This window comes from uncultured Roseobacter sp. (assembly GCF_947488185.1).
GTDB lineage: Bacteria > Pseudomonadota > Alphaproteobacteria > Rhodobacterales > Rhodobacteraceae > Roseobacter.
This window is the reverse complement of the sequence record NZ_CANKYM010000005.1, coordinates 451,345-468,562: the sequence shown is the minus strand read 5'-3', so window position 1 is coordinate 468,562 and position 17,218 is coordinate 451,345. Positions and strand designations below refer to the sequence as shown.

The 17,218-nt window shown below is 57.6% G+C and carries 16 protein-coding genes and 2 tRNA genes; 7 read left to right on the top strand and 11 right to left on the bottom strand.

Annotated elements, in window-relative coordinates; translation table 11 throughout:
* Positions 1-39: 39 nt before the first annotated feature.
* Together Q1A52_RS20455 and Q1A52_RS20450 are read right to left on the bottom strand one after the other, a co-directional pair.
* Positions 40-378, bottom strand: coding sequence for a DUF6538 domain-containing protein (locus Q1A52_RS20455; protein ID WP_300019510.1), 339 nt, complete (start codon positions 376-378; stop codon positions 40-42).
* Positions 379-453: 75 nt separating this feature from the next.
* A tRNA-Ser gene (locus tag Q1A52_RS20450) sits at positions 454-543 on the bottom strand.
* Positions 544-1,199: 656 nt separating this feature from the next.
* Here Q1A52_RS20450 and grrM point away from each other — a divergent pair.
* Both grrM and Q1A52_RS20440 read left to right on the top strand, forming a co-directional pair.
* A complete protein-coding gene (gene grrM, locus Q1A52_RS20445) occupies positions 1,200-2,465 on the top strand; it encodes a cyclophane-forming radical SAM/SPASM peptide maturase GrrM/OscB (protein WP_300019508.1) in 1,266 nt (421 codons plus the stop codon).
* Entirely contained in the window at positions 2,410-5,958 is a 3,549-nt protein-coding gene (locus Q1A52_RS20440) for a hypothetical protein (RefSeq protein WP_300019506.1), read from the top strand. The genes grrM and Q1A52_RS20440 overlap by 56 nt, the downstream gene beginning before the upstream one ends.
* 399 nt (positions 5,959-6,357) lie before the next feature.
* Here Q1A52_RS20440 and Q1A52_RS20435 read toward each other — a convergent pair whose 3' ends face one another.
* The 3 genes from Q1A52_RS20435 to Q1A52_RS20425 all read right to left on the bottom strand — a co-directional run bounded on the left by Q1A52_RS20435 (position 6,358) and on the right by Q1A52_RS20425 (position 8,335).
* The gene (locus tag Q1A52_RS20435; protein ID WP_300019504.1) at positions 6,358-6,834 is read right to left on the bottom strand and encodes a hypothetical protein; all 477 of its coding nucleotides are present in this window, start codon (positions 6,832-6,834) and stop codon (positions 6,358-6,360) included.
* 430 nt (positions 6,835-7,264) lie between these two features.
* Positions 7,265-7,339, bottom strand: a tRNA-Asn gene (locus tag Q1A52_RS20430).
* 81 nt (positions 7,340-7,420) lie between these two features.
* The gene (locus tag Q1A52_RS20425) at positions 7,421-8,335 is read right to left on the bottom strand and encodes an MBL fold metallo-hydrolase (RefSeq protein WP_300019502.1); all 915 of its coding nucleotides are present in this window, start codon (positions 8,333-8,335) and stop codon (positions 7,421-7,423) included.
* A gap of 45 nt (positions 8,336-8,380) precedes the next feature.
* Here Q1A52_RS20425 and Q1A52_RS20420 point away from each other — a divergent pair, with 45 nt between their 5' ends.
* A complete protein-coding gene (locus Q1A52_RS20420) occupies positions 8,381-9,706 on the top strand; it encodes an ATP-binding protein (RefSeq protein WP_300019500.1) in 1,326 nt (441 codons plus the stop codon).
* Between the two features lie 15 nt (positions 9,707-9,721).
* Here Q1A52_RS20420 and Q1A52_RS20415 read toward each other — a convergent pair whose 3' ends face one another.
* Both Q1A52_RS20415 and Q1A52_RS20410 read right to left on the bottom strand, forming a co-directional pair.
* On the bottom strand, positions 9,722-10,384 hold the full coding sequence (locus tag Q1A52_RS20415) for a hypothetical protein (RefSeq protein ID WP_300019498.1): 663 nt from the start codon (positions 10,382-10,384) through the stop codon (positions 9,722-9,724).
* Positions 10,385-10,863: 479 nt separating this feature from the next.
* Complete coding sequence (locus tag Q1A52_RS20410; RefSeq protein WP_300019496.1) at positions 10,864-11,217, bottom strand: helix-turn-helix domain-containing protein; 354 nt, start codon at positions 11,215-11,217, stop codon at positions 10,864-10,866.
* Between the two features lie 114 nt (positions 11,218-11,331).
* Between Q1A52_RS20410 and Q1A52_RS20405 the strand changes: the two genes are divergently transcribed.
* Both Q1A52_RS20405 and Q1A52_RS20400 read left to right on the top strand, forming a co-directional pair.
* Complete coding sequence (locus tag Q1A52_RS20405) at positions 11,332-12,030, top strand: glutathione S-transferase family protein (protein WP_300019494.1); 699 nt, start codon at positions 11,332-11,334, stop codon at positions 12,028-12,030.
* Between the two features lie 20 nt (positions 12,031-12,050).
* Positions 12,051-12,758: a DUF899 family protein gene (locus tag Q1A52_RS20400; RefSeq protein ID WP_300019489.1), complete on the top strand. Its 708-nt coding sequence runs from the start codon at positions 12,051-12,053 to the stop codon at positions 12,756-12,758.
* Between the two features lie 95 nt (positions 12,759-12,853).
* On the opposite strand, the gene Q1A52_RS20395 is transcribed toward Q1A52_RS20400, so the two are convergent.
* Genes Q1A52_RS20395 through Q1A52_RS20380 form a run of 4 tightly spaced genes read right to left on the bottom strand, consistent with a single transcriptional unit; the run spans position 12,854 to position 15,504 of the window.
* Positions 12,854-13,459 (bottom strand): DNA-3-methyladenine glycosylase I, encoded by a 606-nt coding sequence (locus Q1A52_RS20395; protein ID WP_300019488.1) that lies wholly within the window; start codon positions 13,457-13,459, stop codon positions 12,854-12,856.
* Between the two features lie 6 nt (positions 13,460-13,465).
* Positions 13,466-13,765, bottom strand: a complete 300-nt coding sequence (locus Q1A52_RS20390; protein WP_300019486.1) for a YciI family protein — start codon at positions 13,763-13,765, stop codon at positions 13,466-13,468.
* A 21-nt stretch (positions 13,766-13,786) separates the two neighbouring features.
* The gene (locus tag Q1A52_RS20385; protein ID WP_300019484.1) at positions 13,787-14,365 is read right to left on the bottom strand and encodes a TetR/AcrR family transcriptional regulator; all 579 of its coding nucleotides are present in this window, start codon (positions 14,363-14,365) and stop codon (positions 13,787-13,789) included.
* A gap of 29 nt (positions 14,366-14,394) precedes the next feature.
* Entirely contained in the window at positions 14,395-15,504 is a 1,110-nt protein-coding gene (locus Q1A52_RS20380; protein WP_300019479.1) for an alkene reductase, read from the bottom strand.
* A 453-nt stretch (positions 15,505-15,957) separates the two neighbouring features.
* Here Q1A52_RS20380 and Q1A52_RS20375 point away from each other — a divergent pair, with 453 nt between their 5' ends.
* The gene (locus Q1A52_RS20375; protein WP_300019477.1) at positions 15,958-16,446 is read left to right on the top strand and encodes a twin-arginine translocation pathway signal; all 489 of its coding nucleotides are present in this window, start codon (positions 15,958-15,960) and stop codon (positions 16,444-16,446) included.
* Positions 16,447-16,514: 68 nt separating this feature from the next.
* Positions 16,515-17,081 carry a ferric reductase-like transmembrane domain-containing protein gene (locus Q1A52_RS20370; protein WP_300019475.1) on the top strand — a complete coding sequence of 189 codons (567 nt, stop codon included), beginning with the start codon at positions 16,515-16,517 and terminating at the stop codon, positions 17,079-17,081.
* Positions 17,082-17,218: the final 137 nt, after the last annotated feature.

Below are 17,218 nucleotides of genomic sequence, written 5' to 3'. Positions count from 1 at the left end.
ATACTTGTTCGTTGTCTTCGTCATGATGCTCCATCCTACTCATGAGTTGGAGCCTCCGGCAAACCCGGCGCGGTTCAGAATTACTCCTTCAAGATCGCCGCTGTCCTCGAGGCGTTGAACTTCTTCGGCGTCTCCAATCCATCCGAGTAGATCGCTAATAACGTCCCTCAGGTCAGGCTGGCAGTCGTCCAGTTGTGCATACAACCCCACAGAAATCTCATGCTGCTTTCGCTTCGCAATGTTGAGATCACTGGTACCTGTAGAGCGTTTGAGTTGCTTTCTACCGCTAAAGAACGACCGCAGATCGGCAGGTATCGTGAGCAGAACGTAATACTTGCCCTTGTTGAGCGCCAAGGTCGTCGCTGGGTATTTAGACACGCGTATCCTCCAAAGTATCCTCCTACGGATACTCCAAGTGTCTAATATATTGACGAAAAGCACAATAAACGTGGATGGCGGAGACGAAGGGATTCGAACCCTCGAGACCCTTCCGGGCCTACTCCCTTAGCAGGGGAGCGCCTTCGACCACTCGGCCACGTCTCCGCTGATGGGTATAGCCGCGCAACCGACGGAGTTACAAGGCGAAATTGGTGCGATATTGAAGACTGCTTTCGCAGCAGAGCGGTCCGTTGCCCGAATTGCGTCAAGCACCTCTTCCATCGAAGCTGAAGGACAGTCGAAATAAATCTGCTGCAAGCGCTGCGTCGCTTGATCATTCGTATTTGAAAGCCGCGACCTTGGAGTTTTCCGCATTCTACTGCGGCATCGGTTTCAACGCCTGATTGCTTCCGCAGATCAACTTGCAGGATCAAACTGGTGCTCCCGGGCTACTGTTGGCCGGTCACTTCCGAGGCTCTTGTTGGTCCAGAGAAAGTTCCCGCAAAGACCTTCGAACGGTTTCTCCTCCGGTGTCCAAAGAACCGGTGGTTGAATTCGTTGGTGCAAAAACGCGTAACCTGTGTTAGAGTCCGCATATTATTTGAAAAAGAGCTTTTTATGTGCCGACTTAAGACATCGACCTCGCTGGTCCTGTTGTTAGCTGCAATTCCGTCTTTCTCTGCAGCGAATGCCGCTCCAATTGGACTGGATGTACCGGAAGCTGCGCAACGTCTCCAAGACGACCGAAACCTGTTGCGGGTGCGGTTAGAGACGGCTGCGACCAAGCTGCCGGATGCCTCTGATGATCTTTCAGTCGCGCAATGGAACAATTGGAGCAACTGGTCGAACTTTTGGAACAACTGGAACAACTGGGCAAACTGGTAACGCGGCGGCAGGCGCCTTCGCTTCTCGTTCTGCAGCCGACGTCGTACTGTAATCTCGATTGCAGCTATTGCTATCTGCAGCATCGCGATGACCGTGCGCGGATGTCGGATGCAACGCTGAGAGCGATTTGCCGGAACATCATTGCTCCCTGTCCACCGGATGAACGCCCGTTAGTAGTATGGCACGGCGGCGAGCCAATGACGCTGCCTGTGGCATGGTACGAACATGCCTTTGCATTGCTTGAACGGGAGAGCGGTGGCCTGCCACTACGCCACGCTTTTCAAACCAATGCAGTCGGGGTCAATGCGTCCTGGACGAACCTGTGGCGCAAGTGGAAAGTAAACATCGGCGTCAGCCTCGATGGCCCTGCTGACCTGCATGATAGCCGTCGCCGGACGCGGCGTGGGACGGGCAGCCATGCCCTGGTGATGCGGGGCGTGTCGCGGCTGCAGGAGGCGGGCCTGCCGTTCCATGTCATATCGGTACTCACGGCGCAGAGCCTGTCGCGTGCCGACGACATCTACGACTTCTTCACCGGGCAAGGTATCCGTAATGTCGCCTTCAACGTTGAAGAGGAGGAAGGGCAGGAAGGGGGCAGCAGTCTGCTTGCGACATCTCAGGTGGCAGAGGGCTACACGTCTTTTCTGAGGCAATTCCTGCGCCGGTGCGCCGCCGATCCTGTCCCATTCCAGTGTCGTGAGATCGAAGGGGTCAAGGGCCTGCTCGCCGCGCCGCATGACCAACGGGCGGAGAATTGGCAGGTGGACCCGTTTCGGATCGTGACGGTCGGTGTGCAGGGCGGGCTGTCGACCTTTTCGCCGGAACTAATTGGAGCCGCCGCGCCGGACTATGATGATTTCGTCTTTGGCAATGTCCGCGACGGCGGTGTCCAGATCATGCAGGACAGTGATGCATTCCGTCGGGCGGCTTCGGGTATTGCCGAGGGCGTTGCAGCCTGCGCTGCTGAATGCCGGTTCTTCGAGGTTTGCGGTGGCGGCGCGCCCGCCAACAAGTATTTCGAGCTCGGCCGTTTCGATGGCACCGAAACGCTTCACTGCAGGCTGACCCGCCAAATCACACTGGAAACCGTCCTCGACGCCCTCGATGCAGGGGTTTTCGACCATTCAACGCAAGGAGGAGTTCTCCATGACCGATCAGGATCCGCTGAACGACACGCCAGAACCGGGTCTGGGCAGCGATAGCATCGTGACAGATGCCGGAGAAACACCAAAGACGCCCACGGCAGCTCCAAAGCGGTCAATCTGGTCGAGACTCTTTGGATGGATACCGGCACTGGGTGGCGGGGTGGCGGGTCTTCTGAAACCGATCTTGCCGGGGGTCATCCTGGTCGGAGCCATCGCCCTGGCCATGGCGGTCTGGCAGGGGCACTGGACGCAATGGCCTGACCAGCTTCGCAAAATGGTCACGGCCGGTCGGGCGGCCGTTTCCGAACCGGTGCTGCCGGGGGTCCTGTCGATCGAACCACCGCAGCTCTACACTCGAGAACGCCTGGTCAACGACCGCTTCAGGCAGGCCAACTGGCTGGAACAACAGCTTGCGAAAACCAAGGGGGATCAAACCACCACGCCGGTGTCGCGCGAGCGGCGCTCGCAAAACCTGATTGCGACTCTGATGGGGGCGACGCAAGAGGCGCAGAACCAGACCCAGACAGCCACCACAGAGCCCGTGCCCGTGAGCGCGCTGCAGCAGTTGAGCGCAGTTGACAAGATGCGACTGCGGCTGCGCACCGATCTGATGGATACGCTGCTGGACGACGGCCATGACCTTGAAGGCAATACGCTATACCGGCTGAACTTTGACGCTGTTGTGATGCCCCTGATCAACCGGCGCAGTTATCCGGGGACAGCCGTTTTCATCATCGAAGCCCGCGACCCCTATACCGATTTCGAGCGGGATTGCATCGGCACGGAGGATGATGTCGTTTGCAATGCTCAGAAAGTGATAAGCGAACGAAGCCGTATCGTGGATGACGTGGAGCTGTTGCGCGGGTGGCAGCGGGAAATCCAGCAGTTCCTGACAAAGGTGCTGGATGCACGGATCGAGGCCTTTCGCCAGAACGGTCGTCTGCACAACCCGGTCGACCCAAAGGAAAACATTGCGCTGGACTGGTTCTTGCGGCGCGAGCTGATTTCGTCATTCCTGAACGCGGTCGTTTACGACCCGGAGGTGCTTGCGCTGTGTCGTGAACGGCGGTTGGTGCACGCGGACATAACCAGTTCCAGCCGGCTCGCGCCGGGCTGGGCAAGTGCTTGCAAGGACTGGATTGCCGAGACCATTGGCTTTGACTGGAGCACAGATAATCAGGTGCCGACTGTAAAGAGCTCTCATGCCCTGGCGCCGCTGGTGCAGGCCGGGTTTCGCAAGGCAATCCGACGCGCGCATTACATCAACACGGTGCTTGCTGTCGAAGGCCAGATGACCCTGCAAAAACTTCAAAACAGTGTGCGGCCTTCGCAGGCCAATCAGCAGAACATGGCTGGTGGCGGCAACATGCAATCAGAAAGCAGCATCCAGTGTGCGGCCATGCAGCAGGAGGGCACTCTTATCGACTGCCCGCAGCAGACCATGACAGAGGCCATGCCTGAGCCTCCGATGGATGTAGGATCCATGCCGCAGGACGAGGATTACAAGAGAGCGTTGGTACGTCTGATCTCGGTGTGGCAGGGGATGGAGGAATGGGGCCGAGAGACGCAATTTGGCGCGATGATGCAAGCCGCGTTCGATCCTCAAAAACGGGCGGGGCCGACGGCCCCGGCAAAGGGCCAAGCCTCCGCGCCTGCCGAGTTCCGGTTGCTGGCAGCGCTGACCAAGTTCGATGCACATCTGCCGACTGAAACCGATATTGCAGCCTTGCGGAAAAGGTTGCGGGAGGAAGGCGCGCAGAACTTCGTGCTTGTCCGCGGGCAGGCGACAAGCTATCCGCAACTGCGCTCAACCATCGAACAATGCTCCGCACGCACCGGCCCTGCTGCCCCATCGGTGGTCGGGGTCTACAAATGCCTCATCGTGCGCAGCGAAGCGGCCTATGCCTCCAACGAGCTTATGTCGCATTTCCTGCTCGCCCGCCTGCAGGAAGAGCTGTCTGTCTACGACCGCGAAAGCCGTTCCATCCGTGATTTTCTCGAAATCTCGCTGGAAGGCTGCAGTACGACGGGATGCCGCATCCAGGTATCGCAACACAAGGATTTGCCCGGCAATGAAGTCTTCGGTGCACGCGAGGCGGGGTTTCTGCCGGCTGTTCAAAACCGCGCAAACAGGTCGCGCGGCGAGATTATTCCCGCCCGTCTCTATGACGTCATCGATGAATTCAAGGTTGGCGGCGGGGGTGTGTGGGGCGGAGGAAACTGGAAACAGCGTCTGACGGCGAACTGCATTGCAAAGAATGTCAGCATGCGTACGATCCGGCTCTCGGACGCGGGGCTGAAGGCTGCTCTGCAAATCGTGGATCAGAACCTGTCACCGGATCAGACGTCAAAGGGCTGCGAAAAGCGCGCGCTTTCCTACGAGACCCGTCAACGGCTTGAAATGACCAAGAGCTGTCTTGGCCTTGCGAAACGTCATGCCAACAATCACGAGGCCCGTACGGAGATTTACCTGTCCTGCATGCTGCGCGACTGGATCAACACGCAGCGCAGCGATGTCACGGTTTATGCCGTGAGCCCGCGCGCCGGGGACGGGGACGACCTGGCGCACCGGATCGATGAGGCTTCCGCTCAGCTTGGCGCGGCCTTGCCTGCGGGATCGACGCTGACGGGACAAATGAGTTTGGCGGACACCAGAAGTAGGGAACAGGTGGTCAGCAATCCACGGGTGATCGGGTTCAGCCACTTGCCGGGCTCTGATCAACAGGACCAATCGACCGGCAAGAACTTTACTGACCGGGCGACCTTTGGCTGGGCAATCCGCCCTCGGCCGTTAGGGGGCACGGGGGGGTACCAGTCCAGCCATCATAGGCTGTCTGCTGTGATCAGCCTGCCTAGCTGGTGGAAGCGCGTCGATTTCGATGTACGGGCCTGTTGGGTGCAGCCGCCGCATGTCAACTCGCCCGCTGTTGACTTCACCAAGCTCTGCAGGGCCGACCCGGCTGCAGCCACTGGTGAGACGGATGAGATCATGCCTTCCATGCGCCAGTTCCGTCGCAACTTTGAGATCAAGTTGCCGCGACGGGTGGAAGAGATCACCGCCCGGTTCAACTTCGATTTCATCCGTGCGCCATACTACTACCGGGAATTCGACCAGTATGTTCAGCGCTATCCGCAAATTCTCTCGCTCGAGGCGGGCAGGCCGGGCAAGCTGGTGTTGCAGGGGGAGCGTTTGTGGCGTGGGACAGTTGTCACTGTAGACAATCAAAGTGCTGATAGCATCGTGGTTTTACCGGATATGAAAGGCGTGGTGGCCCACTTCAACTGCGTGCATCCCCCGGATGGAATGTTTCACTTCAGGAAGTTCGACGAGAACCTCGCGATTGCAGCAGCGGCGCGGGCAGCTGCGGCGGAACAAGGCGGCGGTTCTGGAGGTCCACCACCCTCCAATGCGCCCGGACGTGCGCCAAGCGTGCCGCTTTTCGTCTGGACCTCGGAAGGTGGGACAACCGATAAACAGGTCGAAGTCCACCCGTTCGTGCAACGCTGGGCAGATGAAAAGCCTTGCTGGCTTGACACGCCGGAGCCCTAGGTTGCCAGTTTGAGAGCGGCGAAACCGACGGCATCGACAGCGAGCGGGTTCGCTATTTAGACCTGCCGGATGTGCTGACTGTGGCTCTGTCGTCGCCCGCGCAAAGCGTCATGAGCGTTCTGACGGGGAAGGGCTAGACGACCTTGACCCTGACCTTGCCGCCGTGGCCGTCTTGGCGGTGCCACTGTGGGCACTTCCCGCCGATCAACGGTCAACCGTCGCCGGGCTGAGCGGAATGGCCATCGGCACGTCTTTGATCCCGAGAATAAACCCCGGCATGGTGCGGCCTCTCGATGACCTCGAGGTTGAGCACCTTTGCGTCTGCGGGATGCCGGTGCGTCGAGCGGGGTGCAGATCAGCACTCCGCTCAAATCAATTTCGGGCCCGATGGTCGGGTGCTTACCAGTTTTCTGTGATGAAACCCGGTCTTAGAACCTGATGCGGTGGCAGCATATCAGTATTGATCTGCTCTCCAGTGAAGATTTGATACATAATCGCCTCTCCAAAGGTCACCCAATGGCCGCAGGAGTCGCCATCAATTGTTTTCCCGCTACCGTACTCGAATTGATCGCGCACGTTGAATTTGCCCTGAGAAAGGGTTCTAGGGTCGGGAAGCAGCTCCATCAGTTGTTGTGGGACGTCTCCTACAAGAGCATTGGAATTTGAGAACCACAAGACGGCAACTTTGCCACGATCACTCAGAGAATTACCGGTCGTATGCCAGTGCAGAGCCATACCAAGTTTGGCTCCGTAGTGAAGCATTGCCCGGCCAATGTTAGGTCCTCTCAGATCGAAGGCGCCGCAGGCCTCGCCTTTCTCATCAACAAATCTGGCCGCCTGCCTCTTCTGTCGAAAGGTTGGCATAAGCTCATCCATGAGGTGTGGTTGGTTGTTCATGATGGCGCGCATCTTTCTTTCGAAGTGCTTGTTTACCCTATCATTCACTGTAAACCGAACACTGCAGATGAAGGATGCAATATCCTCAAAGACACGCGAGCGCCGATTGCATTCCGAACACGCCGGAACCTCAAGTCCCTTAGGTCTATGGCTATCAGGAAACATTCCTTTGTTGGGAACATGATCAACTGTGGTTGCCGGCTGGGCACCAGCACAGAAGATGCAACCGGGATTTTGCTTTAGTAGAAGTCGTTTATACCGAGCGCGCATTTCGGAATTACTCAGAATCTCAAGTGTTTTGTGGCAATAAGATAAAACTTCAGCGTGTTACCCCAGTTGTTACCCGACGAGCTTGTGCTATGTGCGGGAAGCCAAGCATGTTGACAATGCATTGAGATAATTGAGTTTTTGGCTCCGGCGGTAGGGATCGAACCTACGACCAATTGATTAACAGTCAACTGCTCTACCGCTGAGCTACGCCGGAACGGTTCGGGCGATATAGCAGTGGCATTTTGCGCCGTCCAGAGGATTTTGCAGGAATTCCTGAATTTTGGACGCAGCGGCATCAAGCCAGATAAAAACGTGTGTCGGCGCGCAGGGGAGCTTTGGGTGCCACCTTGTTTTTACCAACCAGATCAATCAGATGCGCCAATACGTTGCGCGACGCGGCAGCCATAAGGCCGGCGGGGGTGTCGCCGTAAATGGCGCGGGCCAAGGATTGCGCATCTGCTGGTCCGCTTTCCAGAGCTGCAAGGATCGCCCTTTCACGCGATCTCCGATGCGCAACAAGCCAATTCAGCCTTGCTTTCGGATTGTCCACCGGATCGCCATGGCCCGGAAAAAATCGCCGCCATTCGGTCTTTTGCAGACGTCGACAAGAAGCCATGAAATCGGTCAGATCGCCGTCGGGCGGCGAGACCAGTGAACTGGCCCAGCCCATCACATGATCGGCTGTAAAGCAGATGTCGTCCCAGGCGAGGCAGATATGATTGCCAATGTGACCCGGCGTATGAAGGGCGCGCAGCTGCCAGTCCGGTCCTTTCAGCAGCGCGCCATCCTCCAGTTCGTGATCGGGCGAAAACGCGGCATCTATACCCTCACCTCCGCCCACAAGCCCGCTTTCGGCGAGACGCTGCATCACCGCGGAGCGCCCTTTCCCTGCAGGGCCAAATCCGTATATCGGCGCGCCACATTCCTTCTGTAAGGCGGTGGCGAGAGGGGAATGATCCAGATGCGCGTGGCTCACGACGATATGGGTGATCCGCTGGTCAGGCGTGAGCGCATCAAGGAGGGCGGCAAGGTGGTCCTGATCCAGCGGGCCGGGATCAATCACCGCGATCTCAGTTGCCCCCAGCAGATAGCTGTTGGTGCCCTTGAAGGTCATCGGAGAGGGGTTCGGGGCCACGATCCGCCGCACGCCCGGTTCCAGGACTTCCACCCGACCGGCAGGGGCATCAGGATCATCGCGCGGCGGCATCATCTTTCACTCTTTCTAATGGGCAGAGGCGCCTTTAGGGTCTAGCCCATGTCGTTCCTCTGGCTCAAACACTATATGCCGCGCAGCCTCTACGCGCGGGCGGTTCTGATCCTGCTGTTGCCGGTGGTGTTCCTGCAACTGGTGGTCACGGTGCTCTTTTTGACGCGCCATTTCGAGGATGTCACGCAACAGATGACGAACGCCGTTGCTCGCGAAGTGCGCTTTGTACTGGATGTCATCGACAGTGCGCCGGATCGAGGATCTATCAGCAGCCATGTGATTGAAGAGACATCGCAACTGGCCATCACTGCCGAAGCCGTTGACCCTGCCGAAGTGCCGACCGAACATCAGCGTGCATTTTCTGATTTTTCAGGCCGGGTGATCGTATCGATGCTACCGGAACAGGTGGCACAGATCAGCCAAATTGATCTGACCGAAAACCGGCGCGTGCATGTCTACGCCGAGACCCGTCACGGCCCGGTTGTGATCAGTTTCGATCGGCGACGTGTTTCCGCCTCCAACCCGCACCAGCTTTTCGTAAATATGCTGTTCTTCGGTGGTTTGGTAACCGTCATCGCCATCCTCTACCTGCGGAACCAGTTGCGCCCGATCAAGCGGCTGGCGCGCGCGGCGGAAGCTTTCGGACGCGGGCGGCATGAACCCTATACTCCCTCGGGCGCGGTGGAGGTGCGCGCGGCAGGCAATGCGTTTCTGGACATGCGCAATCGGATCGAACGCCAGATCGAACAGCGCACCTTGATGTTGTCAGGTGTCAGTCACGATCTGCGCACGCCACTGACCCGTATGCGGTTGAGCCTGTCGATGCTGGAGGATGATGAGCGGGAGGCTCTGGAGCAGGATGTTGATGACATGCAGCAGATGCTCGATGCATTCTTGAATTTCGTGAAGGGCGCAGGTGAAGGGGAGCCGGAGCCTGTCGACCCGCATGACCTTGTTGCGAATGTCGTGGAAAACGCCCGCCGTGCGGGGCGGGACGTGACACTGATGCCAGCGGAAGGCGAGGGCGACGGCACCGTACAACTCAATGTGATTGCCATGCGGCGGGCGCTCGACAACCTGATCTCAAACGCTGTGCGCTACGGCGCGATGGCGGAGGTTTCGGTGCTGTTGACGGAAAAAACCCTGCGCATTCGTGTCGAGGATGACGGTCCCGGTATTCCGGAAAGCCGCAGGGCGGAAGCGACACGTGCATTTACCAGGCTGGACAGCGCCCGCAATCAGGACAAGGGCGGTGGTGTTGGTCTTGGCCTTGCCATCGCGACAGACATTGCCAGAGCGCATGGCGGTGTTTTGCGGCTGAGTTCCTCCGCACGTCTGGGGGGATTGCGTGCTGATATCGTAATCGCGCGCTGATTGGTCTGACCTGTTCTAGTGCTGTGCCCGGCGCAGCATGATGAGCCCAAGCAGCCCACTGACCAGCATCCACAGACCGAGCGGCAAGGGAACGGGCGCTGGGATTGGGGTGCCGGTCCCGCTCGGATCCCCACCGGTTTCCGGATCGCCTTCGGGATCGCTACCAAATGGTGTTGTGGTTGTCGGGCCACCCGATGGGCCCGGGCCAAAGGACACCGGTGTACCGAACCTTGGGCTGCCACCTGAACGAGGATAGAAAAAGCGCCGCGCTGTGCGGTCAAAGATACTCTCTCCACGCGCCAATTGGCCTTGAACCACGCGGCCGCCTAGAATGGGCGCCCAGAATTCTGCTCTGGACACTGGTTCTTCTGCCACATCATCATCAAAACTCACTACTTCTTTACGGCAGGCATCTGCGTAGCGTGAAAAATAGCGGTCCCATTCGGACGTTTGTGCTGGCCGTCCGATTAACTCGGCCAATCGGAAGGGGGTCAAAGCTTGATTGCAGGGGTCAGGCAGGCAAGTGCGGGGCAGCCGCATGCCTTTGCCGGAGGCAAAGAATGCCAGATCAATATCGTCCTCGGTGATACACTCATCGCCCAACGCATCTTCGGTCAAGAGATCAGCCAGCGAGAATTCCCCCAAAGGTTCAGACGCCACAGAAGGCAGTTCGCGCACCGTGCTTGCGGTCGCGGCGGGGGCGAACGCCGCAGCGCAATACACTGCAGCCGCTGTAAACAAGCTTACTCGCACACAAAACACGGGCACTGCCCCTCGCATACCAAAACAAATCGTCAACACACAGATGCGCCAACCCGACAGGGGTCAGTGCAGTGAAATTTTTAGCATAAATTTTATGAAATGTGTCAATTTTGTGGAAGCATGGTAAACAAAAATAATAATGTAAATCAATATGATAGGTGTTTTCTAGCACCGGTTGCAGCCGTATTGTGGCCGCGGGCGCCACAAATTTGCCCGATTCGAACAGATGAAAATATTGGTGAGTGATCGTGTGGCGTCTACACGATTTCCGCTCTTCCAAACGCAGGGAAAACCGCACAATGAACAGCTAAAGATGCACCCTAACCTGGTAGTCCGACGATGCCGTTTCGAGTGAGGTTAACGCTGCGCCAGCGACAGGCTGAGCACGTTCCACTCTACCGTTGCCCCGCCACCCACCAGTCATGCATCTCGCGAAACATTTTTGTGAGCGCCATCGCCCGGTCTGTCGCCGTGTATTCCACCCGTGGCGGGACTTCGGGGTAGACCTTGCGCGAGACCAAACCGTCGGCTTCCAGCGCCCGAAGCTGGTTCGTGAGCATCGTTTGCGTCACACCGTCGATCATTCGTTTGAGTTCGCTGAAACGCTTGGTTCCGCGAAAAATCAAAATCTGCAGGATGATGAGTTTCCATTTCCCACCGATCAGTTTTGCGATGTCCGGCATTGGGCAAAGCTCTTTTCTATCAGCAGGTTCCTTCACATTCTTAACACGCGATTTATCCAGCGGCATATGCTATCGCTCTCCCAATAGTATCATTTTTAGTACTATACCCAAAAAAACTGCCTTCTTGCAAAGGCATACCGGCTCCGTATCTTCCTGATCACATGACCTCAGGAGGATGCAATGCAACGGACGCTCTTTCAAATCAGCGGTGCTCCGCCAAGCTGGCGGGTCCGTCTGGGGCTTGCCTTCAAGGGAATTCAGGTTGATATCCGCACACTGACCACGTCGGATCGCGAAGAGGGTGACTTTGATATCCGAAAGCTGAACATCAGAGGCACACTGCCCGTTTTGATGGACAACGATGTCTCGGTGCACAACTCCATCGCAATTCTCGCCTGGTTGGACCGACAATATCCGCAAACCCCGCTGTTCGGGGCCACACCCGGCGATGCGCTTGAAATCTGGCAGCTTGTCATGACCTGCTACGATGATTTCAGAGAAGCAAACCGACAGCTTTTGACCGTGGTATTCGCGTCGCGTGGTGAGCTTCCGGAGAAGGGGAGCTTCGAAGCGGACATGTTGGAAACCGGCGCGACACAGGCGCATGTAGAATGCCGATACCTTGAGGCGCGCTTGTCGGATGGGCGTCCCTATCTCTGCGGTGATCATCTGTCTGCGGCGGAAGCTCTTGTCTACCCCGAGGTGCGTCTCATACAGCGGGCAGCCGCCACCAAACCCAAACTAATGCAGGCAGTCGGCCTAGGCGATATGCGCCAGCTTTACCCGTATATTTCCACCTGGATGGACCGTCTGGAGGCCATGCCCGAGGTCGCAGGCACAATGCCCGAACACTGGGCGGAAACGCTGGCAGTCAATTGATCAATGAAAGGATAACGGACATGAAACCGCACAAAATTGCATCCCGTGAAGACTGGATGGTCGCCCGCAAAGCCCTGCTCCTGCGAGAGAAGGAACACACGCGCCTCAAGGATGAAATCACCGAAGCGCGACAGGCGCTGCCATGGGTGCGGGTCGACAAGGACTACCGTTTTGAAACCGCTTCGGGGCAGAAATCCCTGTCAGGATTGTTCGGCGGGCGATCTCAGTTGATCACCTATCATTTCATGTTCGGGCCCGACTGGCGCAATCCTTGCAAAAGCTGCTCGTTCTGGGCTGATACCTACGCGGGTCTTACGCCGCATCTGGGCGCGCAGGATATCGCCTTTGCCGTTGTATCATCCGCGCCGCTCGAAAGGGTGCTCCCGTTCAAAGAGCGGATGGGATGGGATTTCGAATGGGTTTCCTCGCACAACACGACCTTCAATTTTGACTACGACGTTGGGTTTGGCCCCGGCCGCCCGGAAGACATGCACAACACCTACAATTTCGGAACGATGCAAGATCCGCCGCTGGATGAAATGCACGGTACATCCGTTTTCGCCAAGGACGCAGACGGCGTGGTCTACCACACCTACTCAATGTACGGTCGGGGGTTGGATGCGACCAATGCCGCCTACGCCTACATGGATCTGACCCCAAACGGGCGACGCTCCGAACCGGCGAAAGGCAATCCAATGGCCTGGCTCGAATATCGCGATTCATATTGATCTGGTCGGCCAGGGAGACGTCAGATCTTGATCGTCATAGCAGTTGATGGGTCACCATCTTGCGCGCGACGTCAACTGCCCGTGGTGAAGACTATTCAGGGGCGGCTGAACCTGTCGCGCGCTTGCCTTGCTTTTTCACGCAGGGCGCACCCCTCGCTGTGATCGTTGATCAGGCCCATCGCCTGCATGAATGCGAATACGGTTGTCGGCCCGACGAATTTCCAGCCCCGGCGTTTCAATTCCTTGGACAAGGCAATCGAACTGGAGCTTTTTGACTGCGATTGGGGTTTGGTGACCTCTTCTGGGCCGGGTTCGTAGCTCCAGAAAAACCGTGCAAGAGACTGTCCGGTTTCGACCATCTCGACAGCGCGTGCGGCATTATTGATGACGGCTTCGATCTTTCCACGGTGGCGCACGATGCTTGCGTCCGCCAGCAATCGCGCGACTTCGGCGTCCCCGTATCGCGCGACTTGGTGAAAATCGAACCCATCGAAGGCTGCGCGAAATCCTTCCCGCTTGTTCAAGATCGTCCGCCAACTGAGCCCGGATTGGAAGGATTCCAGGGAGAGCTTTTCAAACAGTCGCTGGTCATCGGCGACAGGGTAGCCCCATTCGTTGTCGTGGTAGTCGAGAAATTCCGGCGCCGCACCGCACCAACGGCATCGGGCGACCTCGTCAGGTCCTTGGTAGAGGTCGGTCATTGGCGGTCACGCTGCTTGGTCGTCTTTGAGAAAGCGCATGCTTTCCGCTGTTGTGTTCACCGAAATTTCCAGGATTTCCGGCGCCACGACGTTTTCCTGAACGAAGGGGTCGGCAGCGACCCGCTGTTCAATCGCTTCGAGGTCTTCGGCATGAGCAATGATTGCGCCGCCCTGCTGCGGCTGCAAGCTGCCAACCACAAGGAAAACGCCGTCTGCCACACCTTTTGCAATCCACGCGTTGTGAGCTGCCATGTGATCCTTGGCGGCCGGTTTGTTGTCCGAAAAGCGGAGGAAGATAATGTACATGCTGTCTGATCCTTTTACATGTCAGGTGTTGCCGGAGGCTTCGAGAGCCTCCAGCCAGGCAAGCATTTGCTGTACCTCGTTTTTCAAAAAGGGCTCGTTTGGATAGGCATTGGCGAGGGTCGCGACTCCTTGGCTTCGGGCCAGAATATGCATGCCAAGGTCGTCGGCATCCCGCGTGTGGCCCATGAGTTCGAACTGTCGCTTCAGCCATATGCGAAAGAGGTCGAACAGCCGTCGTGCGCTGTCCTCGCCGGGATGATCCAGCTTGGATAGTTCTGTGAAAAGCGTCCCGATTGGACAGCCGTAGGTTTTGATCTTCGCCTCGTTCGTGAGCAGAATCCGGATGAACTGTGCAACACGCTGCCGAGGCGTTTCTTGTGACGAAGACCATTGGCTCATCATGGTGCGCCGATCTTCCAGCCGCTTTTCGATGACTGCATCAAGAATTTCGTCCTTTGTCTTGAAATGATAGTAGAAATTTCCTCTGGAAATCCCGACGACCTCGGCAACCTGTGCGAAAGATGTGTGGTCGAAACCATTTTCATAGAACAGATCATCCGCTGCGGCGACAATGCTTTGACGTGTTTCTGATGCAGCCATCATAAGCTCCTTTCTTGCCGGCGGCGGTGCTATGCCGCCGTAACCAGTCGTGGGGTTGCGAAAGGATAGTCCGTGTATCCTGTCGCGTCGCCACCATAAAAGGTGGATTTGTCGACCTTGTTCAACGGCAGGTCTTCGCGAAATCGCCGGACCAAATCGGGGTTGGCCAGGAAGGGCGCGCCAAAGGCCACCAGATCTGCATGTCCGGACTGCAGGGCTTCTTCTGCGCGCGCCTTGGTGTATCCGTTGTTGGCGATGTAAGCGCCCGGAAAAAGCTTGCGCAGTTTTCGATAGTCGACCGTCTTGGGGGCTCCTTCGATGTGGCCGCCGATGTCCATGCTCGACTCCAGAATGTGAAGATATCCCAGGTCGCGCTCCGCCACAGTCTCAAGGATCCCCTCGAAATGCCCCTGTGGATCGGAGTCGGTCATGTCATTGAAGCTGTTTTCCGGAGAGAGCCGCAGCCCGACCCGATCCGATGGGAATACTGCTGTGACCGCATCCAGAACATCCCGAAGGAACCGGGTGCGGTTTTCAAGATTTCCGCCATAGGCATCGGTCCGCGTGTTCGTGCCATCGCGCAGGAATTGATCAATGAGATAGCCATTTGCGCCATGCACCTCGACGCCGTCAAATCCAGCATCGCGGGCATTCTGTGCAGCCATACGATATTGTTCCACCACCTCGGCGATCTCTGCTGTCTCAAGGGCACGTGGGGTCTCCAAATCCTGATACCCTTGTGCGGTGACCGCGAAGCCTTTTGGCTGAATCGCGGAAGGTGCCACCGGCGCCGCACCGTCCTTCTGGTAAGAGCGGTGTGAAATGCGCCCGCAATGCTGGAGTTGTGCGACAATCCGACCGCCTTGGGAATGGACTGCATTTACCACACGCAACCATCCGGCGGTCTGCTGCGGCGTGAAAAGCCCGGGCGTATTGGGGTAGCCAACACCTTGCTGTGAAATCGGTGCGGATTCCGAAATGATCAACCCTGCAGTTGCGCGCTGCTTGTAGTGCTCGACCATCAACGCGCCTGGGACACCGTCATTTGTCGCGCGGCTACGCGACATTGGCGCCATCACCATCCGGTTCGGCAGCTCGATATCGCCCATCACAAAATTCGAAAAGAGATCATCCTTCACGGTAACATCCTTGTATCCAGTTTTTTAGGTCACTTGTCCTATTTCAGGAATTAGGTCGTGTGTCCTAAATTGTCAATCCTTCATCGTGAGTTTTCTCATCCCCGTTACTCTGTTCAAACTCGACAGCAGTCCGGCGTCACGCGCGGACGGCGATATTGCAGGCAGTCCCGATCCACCCGACGCACGAGGTGCGCGGCATGGAGAAGGGGCGGTGCGGCGGTGAGTGCGGGCCTTGGATCAGCCCCGGGAACTGCAAATGGTGATGCGGCGTTGCTGCATGAGGGGGCAATCGATGGGTGTTCTGGACGGAGGTCGCATCACAAAACTGTGGGAAAGGTTTATTCTGCGGTTTGCGTCTGATAAATTTCGATGAGGTGATGCCACATCAGGTTGGCTCACTTGCAATTCGTCCCAAGCACTCCAGATGTTGCAGATCAATCAGGAGAAATCCGAATGACCAGAATACGTCTAACGCGGCGCAGTCTTATTGTTGCGGGCACTTCGGTGATGGCGACCGGTATCCCCGGGCTCTTGTCTCCTGCGAGCGCCAAGGGCCTCGAACCTACACGATCGATGCGCGGCGGCTCAAACAACTACCGCCCCGATGCGCCCATCGTCGATAAAATCGGTGGTGGCGGGTTCTGGATGACCGGCACCGTGCGTCGGGCTGGTGATGGGGCGCCGCTTGAAGGTCAGCGCATCCAGATCTGGGCGCATACAACCGAGGGGCACGAGCGGGACCCGCAGAGTCACGGCGCCACGCTGACCAACGCACAAGGCGCGTTTCGCCTGGAGATGCCGCAGATCGTCCCGGCCTTTGGCCAGCCGCACGGCCATCTGGCCTATGACAGCGGTGACTTTGAAACCGTCTTCCTTCGCCCGGTAATGTCCAGCGCCTCGGACACCAGCCTTGAAGCGCATTTCGTTCTGGTCGCGGCCTGAGCCAATTGGCGGGTCAATCTGTCAAACGGTTTCATGCGGTGCTTGTGTGGTGTGCGGTTGCAGCCGCCATGGTCGTTCCGCTTGCCGCCGCTTCGACAAGCCCGCTGCTTGCATGGCGTGAACCGATTTACATTGTGGCGGGGTTTGCGGGCGTCATTGGCATGGCACTCATGCTCCTGCAGCCTTTGCTGATTGCCGGATATCTGCCTGGTTTTTCCGGGCCGCGCGGGCGGCGCATGCATCAATGGATCGGCGGATGTCTGGCTGTTGCGGTGATCATGCACGTTGGCGGGCTCTGGATCACTAGCCCGCCGGATGTGGTTGATGCCCTTCTTTTTGTCTCGGCAACCCCCTTTTCCGCCTGGGGCGTGATTGCCATGTGGGCTGTCCTTGCCACCACGTTGCTGGCGATGTTTCGCAAACGGGTGCGCCTGCGACCGCGTGACTGGCGCCGCATCCACCTGGCATTGGTCGTCGTCATCGTGATCGGTACTATCGTGCACGCCGTGCTGATCGAAGGCACCATGGAAGAGGTCACCAAGGTCTTGCTCTCCGGGCTGGTCCTGGCGGCGGCCATCCCGGTGCTGATCCGCTTTGGAAGACTGGCCCTCAGATCGACACCGCGCCGAGGCTGATTCAAAAGACGACCGCAACGGCCTGCGTATGCGACCGCAAATGGTGGCTGCCTGCAAAAGCATGCGCGACATCAAATGTACCTCCATGATCTTGCTTTGACTGATCCCGGGTAACATGGCGGTAACCAACCGGGCTT

Bases quoted from the DNA above. Each gene is read 5' to 3' on its own strand.
- Q1A52_RS20375 (WP_300019477.1), top strand. From the start codon at position 15,958: ATGACCAGAATACGTCTAACGCGGCGCAGTCTTATTGTTGCGGGCACT.
- grrM (WP_300019508.1), top strand. From the start codon at position 1,200: ATGGAACAATTGGAGCAACTGGTCGAACTTTTGGAACAACTGGAACAA.
- Q1A52_RS20395 (WP_300019488.1), bottom strand. From the start codon at position 13,459: ATGACCGACCTCTACCAAGGACCTGACGAGGTCGCCCGATGCCGTTGG.
- Q1A52_RS20425 (WP_300019502.1), bottom strand. From the start codon at position 8,335: ATGATGCCGCCGCGCGATGATCCTGATGCCCCTGCCGGTCGGGTGGAA.
- Q1A52_RS20410 (WP_300019496.1), bottom strand. From the start codon at position 11,217: ATGCCGCTGGATAAATCGCGTGTTAAGAATGTGAAGGAACCTGCTGAT.
- Q1A52_RS20440 (WP_300019506.1), top strand. From the start codon at position 2,410: ATGACCGATCAGGATCCGCTGAACGACACGCCAGAACCGGGTCTGGGC.
- Q1A52_RS20385 (WP_300019484.1), bottom strand. From the start codon at position 14,365: ATGGCTGCATCAGAAACACGTCAAAGCATTGTCGCCGCAGCGGATGAT.
- Q1A52_RS20370 (WP_300019475.1), top strand. From the start codon at position 16,515: ATGGTCGTTCCGCTTGCCGCCGCTTCGACAAGCCCGCTGCTTGCATGG.
- Q1A52_RS20400 (WP_300019489.1), top strand. From the start codon at position 12,051: ATGAAACCGCACAAAATTGCATCCCGTGAAGACTGGATGGTCGCCCGC.
- Q1A52_RS20420 (WP_300019500.1), top strand. From the start codon at position 8,381: ATGTCGTTCCTCTGGCTCAAACACTATATGCCGCGCAGCCTCTACGCG.
- Q1A52_RS20405 (WP_300019494.1), top strand. From the start codon at position 11,332: ATGCAACGGACGCTCTTTCAAATCAGCGGTGCTCCGCCAAGCTGGCGG.
- Q1A52_RS20435 (WP_300019504.1), bottom strand. From the start codon at position 6,834: ATGGATGAGCTTATGCCAACCTTTCGACAGAAGAGGCAGGCGGCCAGA.
- Q1A52_RS20390 (WP_300019486.1), bottom strand. From the start codon at position 13,765: ATGTACATTATCTTCCTCCGCTTTTCGGACAACAAACCGGCCGCCAAG.